Origin of the sequence: Streptomyces sp. NPDC004065, assembly GCF_044903565.1 — a bacterium.
Lineage (GTDB): Bacteria > Actinomycetota > Actinomycetes > Streptomycetales > Streptomycetaceae > Streptomyces.
Genome location: NZ_JBJDQT010000017.1, coordinates 154532 through 168379 on the forward strand (window position 1 = coordinate 154532; position 13848 = coordinate 168379).

Sequence of the window (13848 nt, forward strand, 5' to 3'; positions counted from 1 at the left end):
ATCCCCTCCCGTGCCGGGGCTGCTTCTCGCCGCAAGCCGGGGATGCTTCCCCTCCCGCGCCGGGGGTGCTTGCCCTCCCGCGCCGGGGGTGCTTGCCCGGCGTGCCGGGGCTGCTTCTCGCCGCAGGCCGAGGATGCTTGCCCGGCGCGTGCCGGGGCTGCTTCTCGCCGCATGCCGGGCTGTGCTTCCCCGCGCCCGGGGGGGTTCCCCGGCGCGTACCCGCGGCCCCGGCGCCCGCCGGGGATGGGGTAGGGTGCGGGGCATGTTCGCGCTTTCCGCCCAGACCTGCCAGAAGAACTGGTGGTGGACCGCTTCTCCGGCGGCCCGCTGACTGCGCGTATCCACACTTCGCGAAGGCCGCCCGAGGGGCGGCCTTCGGCGTTTCGGGCGCCCGGGCGGCCGTTCCTCACCGGCATCGACGACGACACCACGACATCGACGCACCGACGGAAGAGGGACAGGATCCATGGACCTGGCACGGCTGACGCACGACCCCCGGCCCTTCGCGCTGCTCCGCCGCCGCACCCCGGGGCACGACCAGGACGTGGTCGAGGTGTTCCTCGGCCCGGTCCGCGCCCATGACCGCCTGGCCGACCTGCCGGACGAGGGGCTGGCGCTGGTCCCGTTCCGCCAGATCCGCGAGCGCGGGTTCGACGTCCGCGACGACGGCACGCCGCTGCTGGTGCTCAGCCCCGAGGAGACGTACACCCTCCCGCTGGCCGACGCGCTGGCGCAGCTGCCCGGCCACGAGGTCCGGGTGGAGGACGGCGGCTTCGACGTCGACGACGAGGAGTACGCGCGGATCGTCGGGCGTGTGCTCGAGGAGGAGATCGGCGCGGGCGCGGGCGCGAACTTCGTGATCCGCCGGACCTACCAGGGCCGGATCCCGGGGTTCGGGCGGGCCGACGCCCTCGCGCTGTTCCGGCGGCTGCTGGAGGGCGAGCGGGGCGCGTACTGGACGTTCGTCGTGCACACCGGGGACGGACCGGGGACGGGCGGGCGCACGCTGGTCGGCGCGAGCCCCGAGGTGCATGTGCGGATGTCGGGCGGCACCGTCGTGATGAACCCGATCAGCGGGACGTACCGCTACCCGGCCGGGGGGCCGACCCCGGAGCACCTGCTCGGCTTCCTCGCCGACGGCAAGGAGATCGAGGAGCTGTCGATGGTCGTCGACGAGGAGCTCAAGATGATGTGCACGGTCGGCGACATGGGCGGAGTCGTCGTCGGACCGCGGCTGCGGGAGATGGCGCATCTGGCGCACACCGAGTACGAGCTGCGCGGCCGGTCGTCGCTGGACGTGCGGGAGGTGCTGCGGGAGACCATGTTCGCCGCGACCGTCACCGGGTCGCCGGTGCAGAACGCCTGCCGGGTCATCGAGCGGCACGAGGCCGGGGGCCGGGGCTACTACGCCGGCGCCCTCGCCCTGCTGGGCCGCGACCGCGGCGGCGCCCAGACGCTGGACTCGCCCATCCTGATCCGCACCGCCGACATCGACGCCGCGGGGCGGCTGCGCGTCCCGGTCGGCGCCACCCTGGTGCGCGGCTCGGACCCGGCGGGCGAGGTCGCCGAGACGCACGCCAAGGCCGCGGGCGTGCTGGCGGCGCTCGGCGTACGGCCCGCCCGGCCGCGGGCGGAACGGGCGCTGCCCCGGCTGGCGGACGACCCGCGGGTACGGGCGGCCCTCGACGGGCGGCGGGCCTCGCTGGCGCCGTTCTGGCTGCGGATGCGCGAGCGGACCGCACAGGTGGCCGGGCACGCCCTAGTCGTGGACGGCGAGGACACCTTCACGGCGATGCTCGCGCACGTGCTGCGCTCCTCGGGGCTCGCCGTCACCGTCCGCCGCTACGACGAGCCCGGGCTGCGGCAGGCGGTGCTCGCGCACCGGGGGCCCGTCGTCCTCGGGCCCGGCCCCGGGGACCCCTCGGACCTGTCCGACCCGAAGATGCGCCTGCTGCGGGCGCTGACCTCCGAGGTGATCGCCGGTCACCGGCACGGTGTGCTCGGCGTCTGCCTGGGGCACGAGCTGATCGCGGCGGAGCTCGGCCTCGACATCGCGCGCAAGGAGGTGCCGTACCAGGGCGCGCAGACGACGGTGGACCTGTTCGGGCGCCCGGAGACCGTCGGCTTCTACAACAGCTTCGTGGCCCGCTGCGACGACGAGGCGCACCGCGAGCTGGCCGCGCTCGGCGTCGAGGTGAGCCGGAGCGCCTCCGGCGAGGTGCACGCCCTGCGCGGGCCGGGCTTCGCCGGGGTGCAGTTCCACCCCGAGTCGGTGCTGACGCTGAACGGCGCGGCGATCGTGGGGGAGCTGGTGGCGCGGGTGGTTCAGGTGCGCGGCACCAGCACGTTCTCCGAACGGCGGCCCGTCCTGTAGTCGATGACGTTGCGCACCGTGGCGTCGACGATCTGCCGGACGGCGTCCTCGGTGTAGTACGCCTGGTGCGAGGTGACCAGCACGTTCGGGAAGGTGACCAGGCGGGCCAGGATGTCGTCCTCGATCGCCTCCAGGGACCGGTCGACGAAGAACAGGCCCGCCTCCGCCTCGTACACGTCCAGGCCGACGCCGGTGAAGCGGCCCTCGCGCAGCTCGGCGACGAGGGCCGCGGTGTCGATCAGGCCGCCGCGGCTGGAGTTGACCAGGATCGCGTCGTCCTTCATGGCCTTCAGGGCGGCCGCGTCGATCAGGTTCTGCGTCTCGGGCATCAGCGGGACGTGCAGGGAGACCAGGTCGGACTCGGCGAGCAGCTGGTCGCGGGAGACGTACTTCATGCCGAGTTCCATGCAGGCGGGGTTCTCGGCGACGTCCCAGCCGAGCAGCCGCATGCCGAAGCCGTGCGCGATCCGGGCGAACGCCTCGCCGATCTTGCCGGTGCCCAGCACACCGGCGGTGCGGCCGTGCAGGTCACGGCCCATCAGGCCGTCCAGCCGGAAGTCGAAGTCGCGGGTGCGGGCGGAGGCCCGCACCACGCGCCGGTTGACCGCGAGCGCCAGCGCCCAGGCGAACTCGGCGACGGCGTACGGGGAGTAGTACGACACCCGGGCGACCGTCATGCCGAGCCGTTCGGCGACCTGGAGGTCGATGTTGTTGAAGCCGGTGGAGCGCTGGGCGATCATCCGGGTGCCGCCGGCGGCGAGCGTCTCCAGGACGCGGGCCCCGAGGTCGGCGTTGACGCTGGAGGAGACGATCTCGTAGCCGGCCGCGATCGGGGCGGTGTCCTCGTTGAGGGGGACGTCCAGGCAGCGGACCTCGTGGTGGTCCCGGAAGGCGTGCTCGATCAGTGGCCTCTCGTCGGCCTGCACTCCGAAGGCCAGGATCTCCATCGACACTCCCGCGGTAGTGGTATGGGCCGAGGATACGGCCCATACCCGTACGGGACCGGATCACGGTCGCCGCGGCGGCCCGGCCGCGGGTCAGCCGAAGAAGACCCCGGCCTCCTCGTACAGCTCGGGGGCGACCGTCTTCAGCCGGGCGGTGGCCTCCGCGATCGGGACGCGGACGATGTCGGTGCCGCGCAGGGCGACCATCCGGCCGAAGTCGCCGTCGTGGACGCAGTCGATCGCGTGCAGCCCGAAGCGGGTGGCGAGCCAGCGGTCGAAGGCGCTCGGGGTGCCGCCGCGCTGGACGTGCCCGAGGACGGTGGTACGGGCCTCCTTGCCGGTGCGCCGCTCGATCTCCTTGGCCAGCCACTCGCCGATCCCGGACAGCCGCACGTGCCCGAAGGAGTCGAGCGAGGAGTCCTTGACGACCATGTCGCCGTCCTTGGGCATGGCGCCCTCGGCGACGACCACGATCGGGGCGTGGGACGCCTTGAAGCGGGAGGCGATCCAGGCGCACACCTGGTCCAGGTCGAAGCGCCGCTCGGGGATGAGGATGACATTGGCGCCGCCCGCGAGGCCGGAGTGCAGGGCGATCCAGCCGGCGTGCCGGCCCATCACCTCGCAGACCAGGACCCGCATGTGGGACTCGGCGGTGGTGTGCAGCCGGTCGATGGCCTCGGTGGCGATGCCGACCGCGGTGTCGAAGCCGAAGGTGTAGTCGGTGGCCGACAGGTCGTTGTCGATGGTCTTGGGGACGCCCACGCAGGGCACGCCGTAGTCGTCGCTGAGCCGCGCGGCCACGCCCAGGGTGTCCTCGCCGCCGATCGCGACCAGCGCGCCGATCTCCTGCTTGGCGAGGTTGTCCTTGATCCGCCGGATGCCGTCCTGCTCCTTGAGGGGGTTGGTGCGGGAGGAGCCGAGGATGGTCCCGCCGCGGGGCAGGATGCCGCGCACCGCGGGGATGTCGAGGCGGACGGTGTCGTTCTCCAGCGGTCCCCGCCAGCCGTCCCGGAAGCCGACGAACTCGTAGCCGTACTCCTGCACGCCCTTGCGGACGACGGCCCGGATGACGGCGTTGAGCCCGGGGCAGTCGCCGCCTCCGGTCAGTACTCCCACCCGCATGGAATTGTCCTCTCACCGCGGTTGCCTGGTGAGGGTCACGCTAAGGTGACGGAGGCCACTCACGGCTGGGCGAAAAGCCCAATTACCGCCGAATGTCCGGTAGTTGAATCGGGCGAATCCACTCGAAAGAGTGAGGGCCGTCCCGGCCGCCGGTTCACTCGCCGTCGAGTCCGCGCTCGATGGCGTACCGCACCAGCTCCACCCGGTTGTGCAGCTGGAGCTTGCCGAGGGTGTTCTGGACGTGGTTCTGCACCGTGCGGTGCGAGATGACCAGCCGCTCGGCGATCTGCTTGTAGCTCAGGCCCTTGGCGACCAGGCGCAGCACCTCGGTCTCCCGGTCGGTGAGCCGGGGCGCCTTCGGCTCGCCGGTGTCCGCGGCGGGCGCGGGCTCGGCGGCCAGGCGGCGGTACTCGCCGAGGACCAGCCCGGCCAGGCCCGGGGTGAACACGGGGTCGCCGGCGGCCGTGCGCCGCACCGCGTCCAGCAGCTCCTGGGTGGAGGCCGACTTCAGCAGATAGCCGGTGGCGCCCGACTTCACCGCCTCCAGGACGTCGGCGTGCTCCCCGCTCGCGGACAGCACCAGCACGCGCAGCGCCGGATCGGCGCCGACCAGTTCCTTGCAGACCTGCACCCCCGGCTTGGCCGGCAGGTTCAGGTCGAGGACCAGCACGTCGGGCGCGGCCGCCCGGGCGCGGCGCACCGCCTGCTCACCGTCGCCCGCGGTGGCCACCACCTCGAAGCGGGACTCGGCCAGGTCGCGGGCGACCGCGTCGCGCCACATCGGGTGGTCGTCCACCACCATGACCTTGATCGGACCCTGCTCACCGCTCATCGGCCCTGTGCCCTCCCCCGCGCCCCGGCGGCGCCGTTCCCGTCCCGCGCGGCTCGCGCGACGTCCGTGTCCCCGGCGCCCCGCGCGCCCCTTACGCCCGGCTCGCTCACCGGGCCCTGCTCGCTCACCGTGCCCCGGTCGCTCACCGTGCCGCCGTCGCTGACCGTGTCCCGGTCGCTCACCGTGTCCCGCTCGTCCCGCGCGCGCGGCGCCGTGCGTTCCCCGCCGCGCCCGCCCCGCGAACGCCGTTCGTCCCGCGCACCGCGGTCGTCCCGCGTGCCCCGCTCGGCCCGCGCGCCCTCCGGGCCGCCCCGGGCCCGTCCCGCCGGCACCCGCAGCTCCACCTCCGTGCCCTGGCCGGGCACCGAGATCAGCTCGGCCGTGCCGCCGACGTCGCGCAGCCGGCCCCGGATCGACTGGGCCACGCCGAGCCGGCCCTCCCGCTCGGCCTGGGCGAGGCGGCCCGGCGGGATGCCGGGCCCGTCGTCGCGCACCGTCACGGTCACCGACCCCGGCTCGTCCTCGACGAGGATCCAGGCCCGGGCCCGCTCACCGGCGTGCCGGCGCACGTTGTCCAGCGCTGCCCCGACGGCGGCGGCCACCTCCCGGGCCACCGCGGCCGGCAGGGGCACCGGGGCGCCCGGCTCGGCCAGCGCGATCCGCGAGCCGGCGTACGGCGCGAGCAGGGTCCGCAGGTCGACGGGGCCGCCGTCGCCGGGCTCCTCGTCCTCCACCAGCCGGACCACCGCGCCCTCGGCGGCGTCCTCGGACACCCGGGAGACGGGGACGAGCCCGCCGGAGACCAGGGTGCGCAGCGCCACCTCCTGCTCACCGGCGAGCCGGCCCAGCTCGGCCGCCTCGCCGCCGATGACCGCGCCGCGCCGCTGCACCATGGCGAGCACCTGGAGCACGCCGTCGTGGATGTCCCGGGCCAGCCGCTCGCGTTCACGGGTGGCGGCCTCGATCTCCAGGGCGCGGGCGAGGGTGCGCTCGGAGGCACGGGCGACCTCGACCACGTAGCCGATGGCGATGGAGGCGACCCAGACCAGGATGACGTTGTGCACGGTGTCGCGGGCCGGGGAGCCGCGCTCGACCAGGTTGGCGGCGGCGACCGCGGTGGAGGCGAGGGCGGCCCAGCGCCAGCCGCCCCGGATCGCGAAGGCGAGGACGGAGCCGGCGGTCCAGATGGAGGGCAGCGTCGGGCCGCCGTCCGCGATCCGCTCGTGGGCGTCGGCCAGGGGCGTCAGCAGGATGCCGGTCAGCGCCAGGGCGAGGTCGGCGGCCAGGAAGGGCTTGGTGCAGCGGGCGGCGCTCGCCACCCTGGGCAGCGTGGCCAGGGTCCACACGCACAGCACGCAGTAGTACGCGATGGCGATGCCCGGGCGCGGGAACCGGTCGTAGGCGGTGGCGAACAGGCCGACCGCGTAGAACATCGTCAGCACCCGGTAGCCGGCGAGCGCGCGCCACAGCGGCTGCTCGACCGACATCCTCATGACGCGCTCGCGCCTGGGCATGTCCCCCCTCGTCGTCCGGGCGGCCGCGGCCCTCCCGCCGCGCCGACCCGCCCCGTCCGTCCCGTGCTACCGGGCGTCCTTCTCCTTCTCCGCCTGTTCCCTCTCGGCCTTCTCCAGCGCGGCGCGGGCCGCCTTCTCGGCCTCCCGCCCGGCCTTCTCGGCCTCCTTCTCGGCCTTGGCCGCCTCCGCGATCTGCCGCTTCGCGGCGGTCGCGTAGATGTCGACGTACTCCTGGCCGGAGAGCTTCATGATCTCGTACATGACCTCGTCGGTCACCGCGCGCAGCACGAACCGGTCGTGCTCCATGCCCTGGTAGCGGCGGAAGTCCAGCGGCCGGCCGATGCGGATGCCCGGGCGCATCAGCTTGGGCACCACCTTCCCGGGCGGCTGGATCTTCTCCGTGTCGATCATGGCGACCGGAATGACGGGCGCCCCGGTGGCCAGCGCCACGCGCGCCAGTCCGCCGGGCTTGCCGCGGTACAGCCGCCCGTCGGGCGAGCGCGTGCCCTCCGGGTAGATGCCGAACAGCTCGCCCCGCTCCAGGACCTCGATGCCGCTCCTGACCGCCGCCTCGCCCGCGCCGCGCGCGCCGGAGCGGTCCACCGGGAGCTGGCCGACGCCCTTGAAGAACGCGGCGGTCAGCCGCCCCTTCACACCGGGCGTGGTGAAGTACTCGGCCTTCGCGATGAAGGTGACCTTGCGGTCCAGCACCGCGGGCAGGAAGAACGAGTCGGAGAACGACAGGTGGTTGCTCGCCAGAATGGCGGGGCCCTCGGCCGGGATGTTCTCCTGGCCCTCCACCCAGGGCCGGAAGGCGAGCCGCAGCGGCCCGCCGATGGCGACCTTCATCGTGCCGTAGAACAACCGATTGCCTTCCTGTGTGTGCCGATCAGACCATAACCCCAAGCGCGCGTGAAGGAGCCGACGGCCCTGGTCGGTGTCAGTGCCGTCGCGTACGGTGAAGTACCCGCGATCGCCGGCGCGCCCGCGCCCGGCGTGCCCGCCTCCCCTGCCACGAACAGGAGCACCGACGTGCCGGTCCTCCCAGGAGCCGAGCCGTTCCGCCACGAGGGCGGGGAGATCGGCGTGCTCCTCTGCCACGGTTTCACCGGCTCCCCGCAGTCGCTGCGCCCCTGGGCGGAGCACCTCGCCGGGCGCGGTCTGACCGTGTCCGTGCCGCTGCTGCCCGGGCACGGCACGCGCTGGGAGGACCTGCAGGTCACCGGCTGGCAGGACTGGTACGCGGAGGTGGACCGGGAGCTGCGCGCGCTGCGCGAGCGGTGCGCGCGGGTGTTCGTGGGCGGTCTGTCCATGGGCGGCGCCCTGGCGCTGCGGCTGGCCGCCCGGCACGGGGACGCGGTCGCCGGCGTGATGGTCGTGAACCCGGCCTGCAAGGTGCACGGCCTGTCGGCGTACGCGCTTCCGGTGGCCCGCCACCTGGTGCGCACGACGAGGGGCATCGCGAGCGACATCGCCAAGGAGGGCGCCGCCGAGCTGGGCTACGACCGGGTGCCGCTGCACGCCGCGCACTCGCTGAGGGTCTTCTTCCGGCTGCTCGACGGCGAGCTTCCGCAGGTCACGCAGCCGCTGCTGCTTCTGCGCAGCACCCGGGACCATGTGGTGCCCCCGGCCGACCCGGCCCACGTCCTCGGCCGCGTCTCCTCGCTGGACGTCACCGAGGTCCTGCTGGAACACAGCTACCACGTGGCGACGTTGGACCATGACGCGGACCGGATCTTCGAGGAGAGCCACGCCTTCATCGGCCGGCTCGCACCCAGTGTCGGCAAGGAAGGGACGGCCGCAGGTGGCTGAGCACGACTCCGACCGCGAGAACCGGGAGAGCCGCGAGCCGGCGGAGCCTGTCGGACCCGTGGAGCCGGTGGAGCGGGCGGAACAGGTGGAGCAGGCGGAGCAGGCGGAATCCGCCGGCGCGGTGGGGCGGACCGATCCCCCGGGTGCGGGCGCGCCCGCCGACCGGGCCGGCGGCGCGGACCCGGCCGGTGCCGTCGCTGCCGGCGACGGGCCGGCCGGCGAGGGCGCCGGGGTCCCCTTCGACGAGGAGGCGGCCTGGGCCGCCATCGTCGCCGGTTACGGCGAGGAGCCCCCGGACCCGCCGGGCGCGCGGCCGTACCGCCCCGTGCGGGACCTGCCGCTGCCGGACACCGACCTGCCCGGGGACCCGCCGGGCGAGCCGCGGCAGGGGACGGACCGGACGGACAGCGAGCGCCCCGACGGCCAACGGCACGACGGCGAGCGGCCGGACGGCCAACGGCACGACGGCGAGCGGCCGGACCGGCCCGGGCCCGGCGGTGACCGCCCGGCCCCGGCACGGCCCCTCGGCGGCTCGGTGTCCTTCGCCCCCGGCGTCGGCCCCCGGGACTACTCGCCGCCCGAGCGGTCCGGGGACGACTACGCGGATGACGAGGGCCACTTCGTACCGCCCGAGCCGCCGCCGCTGCCGGACGCGGACGTGACCGCGAAGTTCGCCTGGCTCGCGGTGATCGGGGGTCCCGTCCTGCTCCTGCTGGCCGTGCTGCTGGGCTGGGAGATGACGTGGTGGCTCACCACCGTCTGCGTGGGCGGCTTCCTCGGCGGCTTCGCCACGCTGGTGGTGCGCATGAACCCCGGCGACGAGGACGACGACGACCCCGGCCGGGGGGCGGTGGTCTGACCTCGGGGCGGGCACCCCCTCCCCCGCGCGTTACGGCCCCTCCCCGGGCGTCACGACCGCTCCCCCCCTGGCGTTACGCCCCCCTCTCCCGGGCCTTATGTCCCCGCCGGGATCCGCAGTGCGGCCAGTACCGGCAGGTGGTCCGTGGCCACCCGGAGGTCGGCCTCGCTGACGCCGGGGTGCCCGTGCGGCACCCCGCAGCCGAGCACCTCGACGCCCCGGGTGGCGAAGACCGCGTCGATGCGCTGGTACGGGTCGCCCGGCGTCCAGGTGTGCTCGCCGCCCCACGGGGCGGTCGCCCAGCAGTCCTGGAGCGCGGCGGCGAGCCGGCCGAACGTCGGCCCGTCCGGCCGCTCGTTCAGGTCGCCGCCGGCGATCACATGCTCCGCGCCCAGCCCGGCCACCCGGTCCAGGAGCATCCCGCCCTGTTCCCGGCGCTCCTCGGCGTCCAGTGAGAGGTGACAGCTGAGCACGCCCACCCGGGCGCCCCCGAACCGGACGACGGCCGTGGCGAAGCCCCTGCGGTGCCGCCCGGGGGTGAGCGGGAGCAGCACGTCCTCGGTCCGCTCGACAGTGGCCCGCAGCGAGCACAGGACGGCCGGCCCCGCGGCCGTGGCGCCCCCGGTGAGGATCACCAGTCCGGAGGCGGCCGCCAGCCGGGCGAGTTTCTTGCGCCAGCGGAAGAAACGCGGCGCCTCCTGGAGCAGCACCAGGTCGGGCGCGCAGGCGCCGATCACCCGGGCGAGGGCGGCGGTGTCGTCCCGCATCGAGCGGATGTTGTAGCTCAGTACGCGCACGACGGCGGAACCGTCGGCTTCCGTACGCGAGTTGGGCAAGAGCATGACGATCAACATACGCCGCCGGGCCTCCGCGACGGCCGGGGACCGCCCGGGCCGTGCTCGGCCGGTGGCCGGCGGTTGACGTCCGGGGCCCGCCCGGGCGCGCGCGGCCGGTGGCCGGCGGTTGACGGCCGGAGTCCTGCCATGGGAAGACCGCGGGGGCGCACCCGAAGGCGCGCCCCGGCCCACTCACATGATCGGGTCGGGCTCCCGGGCCAGGTCCGCCGCGCCGACCAGGCCGGCCTTGTTGCCCAGCTGGGCGGCGATCACGTCGGCGACCGGGCGCCAGTTGCCGCCCACCAGCCACCGCTTGTACGACTTGCGGATCGGGTCCAGCACCAGCTCGCCCTCGTCGGACAGGCCGCCGCCGACGATGAACGCCGACGGGTCGAAGAGGGAGGCCAGGTCGGCCAGGCCCGCGCCGGCCCAGCGGGCCAGCTCGCGGTAGGAGTCGACGGCCACCGGGTCGCCCTGGCGAGCGGCCATGGAGATGTGCTTGCCCTCGATGCCGTCCGGGGTGCCGTCGCCCAGGGACAGCAGCAGCTCGGCGTTCTCGGGGGTGGCGTTGGCGCGCTGCTTGGCGTACCGCACGAGCGCGCGGCCCGAGGCGTACTGCTCCCAGCAGCCCTGCGAGCCGCAGCCGCACAGCAGGCCGTCCGGCACCATGCGGATGTGGCCGAACTCGGCGGCCACGCCGAAGTGGCCGCGGCGCAGCTTGTTGCCGATGATGATGCCGCCGCCGAGGCCGGTGCCCAGGGTGATGCAGATGACGTTGCGGTGGCCCTTGCCGGCGCCGAACTTGTACTCGCCCCAGGCCGCGGCGTTGGCGTCGTTCTCGACGACGACCGGGAGGCCCACGCGGGCCTCGACCTTCTGCTTCAGCGGCTCCTGGCGCCAGTCGATGTTGGGTGCGAAGTAGACCGTGGAGCGCTGCCGGTTGACGTAACCGGCGGCGCCGATGCCCACACCGACGATGTCGTGCCCCGCGCGTGCGCCCTCCACCGCCGAGGCGATGGCGTCCACGATGGCCTCGGGCGTGGTGGGGGTCGGCACCTTGAAGGTCGAGAGGATGTTGCCTTCCTCGTCGACCACGCCGGCCGCGATCTTCGTGCCGCCGATGTCGACGCCGATGGTGAGTCCCATGAATCCCTCAGTTTCGGTCGAGCCCCGCTACGGCCAACCGTACCCGAGGCACTGCGGTGGGATTCGCGTCGTCCGCCCGCCGGACGGCCCTGCCGGACGGCCCCGCCGGACGGCCCCGGCGGGCGGGGCGGCGGACGGTCGGACGGTCGGGTCGGCCCGTCAGTCCGGTCGGGTCGGCCGGTCAGTCCAGGTCGATGCGTTCCCCGCCGGCGGTGCCCTCACCGCGGTCCCGGCGGTCCGGGCCCTCCCGGTGGCTGCCGGGCTTCCTCGGGTCGTCCTCCGCGGCGCCCTGGCGGGACGTCCAGCGCCGCTCCTGGGCCTGCACGGCGGAGCGGTAGGCGGCGAGGAGTTCCCCGCCGGCCGCGGCGAGGTGGTCGAAGACGTCCGGGTTGCGCTCCACGACCGGTTCCACGGCCGCCCTGGCCTGCTGCACCATCTGCCGGACCACCTGCTGGGCCGCCGGTCCGGCGACCGGGCCGAGCAGCGGCGACCGGAGGGAGGACAGCTTGTCGGCGACCGTGTCGACGAGCCGGCGCAGCTCCTCGGCGGCCGAGCCCGGGGGCGGGCCGTACGCGGCGCGACGCCGGGCCTTCTCCGCCTCGAGGTCCTCGCCGCAGGCGGTGGCCCACGCGTCGGCGTCGGCGGCGTCCGCGGCGGTGCCCCGCCCGCCGGTACCGTGCTCGGCGGTGTCCCCGTCCGTACCCCGCGGCGCCTCGTCCGCGACCGGCTCCCGGGCGGCGTCGTCGCGAGCGTCGTCGGACGGTGGGCGCTCTTCGCTCATGACGGACTCCTGACTACGGTTCGTCCTTACGACGTTACCCGAACGGGGGTACGCGGTTCATCTCCCGCCGGTCCCGGCGGATCACCGGGACGCGCCCGGCCACAGCGCGGGGTCGGGCACGAACCGGATGCGCAGCTCGCCCTCGCGCAGCGCGGCCCCGTCGACGGTGCAGCGGCGCAGCGCCGAGGGCAGCGGTACGACGCGGCGGAACGGCCCGGCGGCGAGCAGCAGTTCGTCGCCGCGCCGGATGAGGTCCAGTTCGTCCCGTATGGCGCCGGGCAGCGGGATGTGCCACACGAGCACCCCGTCCTCGGCGAGCCGGTCGGCGACCGGCCACCCGGCCCGCTCCGGCGCCGCGCCGGCGCCGGGCGGCGCGAGGGCGGCCAGGTCGTCCGTGCCGCGCGGGTCCCGGCCCAGATGGGCGGCAGGGTGCACGGCGTACGTCTCCCGCCACTCGTCCAGTGCCTTGCGCTGCTGGGCGACCGGGCCGGCCAGCCAGGAGTCCGCGGGCGCCTCGGGCAGCACCCGGTTGGCGACCAGCGCTTCGAGGGGCAGGCCGCGCACCGCGAGGCCGAGTGCGGCGGCCCGCACGGCGTCGGCGCCGGCCGGGCCCGGTTCGGCGACCAGCCGCACGGTCGTGCCGGCGTCCTCGACGACGGCCTCCACGGCGGCCAGTTCCACGTCCCAGCGGGCCGCCGTCTCGTACAGCCACTCCGCCGGCATCGGCACGCCGGCGAGCCGGCCCAGGACGGGGCGCAGCGCGCGGGCCGCCTGCCGCTCGGGCGGGAGGAGACGGCGCAGGTAGCGGCGCAGCTCCTCGGGGAGCGCGAGCAGGGCGAGGGCCTGGGGGGCCGGCGGCAGGTCCACGACCAGCAGCTCGAACCGCTCCGACAGGGCAGCGTCCCGCAGGGCCCGCAGCAGGGCCAGTTCCCCGGCGCCGGGCAGCGGGGTGACCTCCTCGGCGTCGAGCGGGGTCGCCCCGAGCAGGTCGAGGACGTTCGCGGCGCGGTCCTGGAAGTCGACGAGGTCCTGCCGGAACGCGGCGGCGGCATCGGGCCGCCAGGCACTGAGGCGCGCCTCGACCGGCACCGGCTTCGCGCCGGTGGGCACACCGAGCGCCGCACCGAGGGTGTCCGTGGGGTCGGCACTGATGACGAGGGTGTTCGTGCCGGCACGGGCGGCGGCCAGGGCGGTGGCGGCGGAAACGGTGGTACGGCCGCTGCCGCCGGGGCCCGTGATCAGGAGGGTGCGCATGAGGGTGAACGCTATCCGGGTTCGCCCCTGGGGCGGGCCACCCCCGGTGTGTGGCCCCGCGCCCCCGTTTGCTTTGCCCACCCGCCCGCCCGACTCGGTGGGGTGAGGCGGCACCGTCCCTGGGGCTCCGCCCCAGACCCCGGCAGGGGGCTGCGCCCCCCGCACCCCCCTCTGCCCCATCCGACCCGCCCGACTCGGTGGGCAGAGGAGTTGCCGCCACGGGGCTCCGCCCCGGACCCCACGCGGGGCTCCGCCCCTGCACCCCGGGCGGGGGCTGCGCCCCCCGCACCCCCCTCTGCCCCATCCGACCCGCCCGACTCGGTGGGCAGAGGAGTTGCCGCCACGGGGCTTCGCCCCGGACCCCACGCGGGGCT

The 13848-nt window shown here is 75.2% G+C and carries 11 protein-coding genes and 1 pseudogene; 3 read left to right on the top strand and 9 right to left on the bottom strand.

The genetic code is table 11. The features are described 5' to 3' along the window. Nucleotides 1-466: 466 nt before the first annotated feature. On the top strand, nucleotides 467-2374 hold the full coding sequence (locus tag ACI2LW_RS19530) for an anthranilate synthase family protein (protein WP_404732451.1): 1908 nt from the start codon (nucleotides 467-469) through the stop codon (nucleotides 2372-2374). Here ACI2LW_RS19530 and ACI2LW_RS19535 read toward each other — a convergent pair. The 5 genes and pseudogenes from ACI2LW_RS19535 to ACI2LW_RS19555 form a co-directional block, all read right to left on the bottom strand. After that, complete coding sequence (locus ACI2LW_RS19535; protein WP_404732452.1) at nucleotides 2326-3321, bottom strand: 2-hydroxyacid dehydrogenase; 996 nt, start codon at nucleotides 3319-3321, stop codon at nucleotides 2326-2328. The two genes, ACI2LW_RS19530 and ACI2LW_RS19535, sit on opposite strands and share 49 nt — an antisense overlap. Before the next feature lie 90 nt (nucleotides 3322-3411). Continuing rightward, on the bottom strand, nucleotides 3412-4440 hold the full coding sequence (locus ACI2LW_RS19540; protein WP_404732453.1) for a 6-phosphofructokinase: 1029 nt from the start codon (nucleotides 4438-4440) through the stop codon (nucleotides 3412-3414). A 154-nt stretch (nucleotides 4441-4594) separates the two neighbouring features. Next, on the bottom strand, nucleotides 4595-5272 hold the full coding sequence (locus ACI2LW_RS19545; protein ID WP_404732454.1) for a response regulator: 678 nt from the start codon (nucleotides 5270-5272) through the stop codon (nucleotides 4595-4597). Between the two features lie 284 nt (nucleotides 5273-5556). Then, a pseudogene (gene macS / locus ACI2LW_RS19550) lies at nucleotides 5557-6786 on the bottom strand (MacS family sensor histidine kinase); the annotation flags it as partial. 66 nt (nucleotides 6787-6852) lie between these two features. Continuing rightward, nucleotides 6853-7635, bottom strand: coding sequence for a lysophospholipid acyltransferase family protein (locus ACI2LW_RS19555; protein WP_404732464.1), 783 nt, complete (start codon nucleotides 7633-7635; stop codon nucleotides 6853-6855). 183 nt (nucleotides 7636-7818) lie between these two features. Here ACI2LW_RS19555 and ACI2LW_RS19560 point away from each other — a divergent pair, with 183 nt between their 5' ends. After that, a complete protein-coding gene (locus tag ACI2LW_RS19560; RefSeq protein WP_404732455.1) occupies nucleotides 7819-8598 on the top strand; it encodes an alpha/beta hydrolase in 780 nt (259 codons plus the stop codon). A gap of 265 nt (nucleotides 8599-8863) precedes the next feature. Further along, a complete protein-coding gene (locus tag ACI2LW_RS19565; protein WP_404732465.1) occupies nucleotides 8864-9457 on the top strand; it encodes a hypothetical protein in 594 nt (197 codons plus the stop codon). A gap of 95 nt (nucleotides 9458-9552) precedes the next feature. Here ACI2LW_RS19565 and ACI2LW_RS19570 read toward each other — a convergent pair whose 3' ends face one another. The 4 genes from ACI2LW_RS19570 to ACI2LW_RS19585 all read right to left on the bottom strand — a co-directional run bounded on the left by ACI2LW_RS19570 (nucleotide 9553) and on the right by ACI2LW_RS19585 (nucleotide 13474). Beyond that, entirely contained in the window at nucleotides 9553-10311 is a 759-nt protein-coding gene (locus ACI2LW_RS19570) for an endonuclease/exonuclease/phosphatase family protein (RefSeq protein ID WP_404732456.1), read from the bottom strand. 174 nt (nucleotides 10312-10485) lie between these two features. Then, nucleotides 10486-11439: an ROK family glucokinase gene (locus ACI2LW_RS19575; protein WP_404732457.1), complete on the bottom strand. Its 954-nt coding sequence runs from the start codon at nucleotides 11437-11439 to the stop codon at nucleotides 10486-10488. A 181-nt stretch (nucleotides 11440-11620) separates the two neighbouring features. Beyond that, nucleotides 11621-12220, bottom strand: a complete 600-nt coding sequence (locus ACI2LW_RS19580; protein WP_404732458.1) for a DUF5304 domain-containing protein — start codon at nucleotides 12218-12220, stop codon at nucleotides 11621-11623. An 81-nt stretch (nucleotides 12221-12301) separates the two neighbouring features. Continuing rightward, entirely contained in the window at nucleotides 12302-13474 is a 1173-nt protein-coding gene (locus ACI2LW_RS19585; protein ID WP_404732459.1) for an ArsA family ATPase, read from the bottom strand. Nucleotides 13475-13848 lie beyond the last annotated feature (374 nt).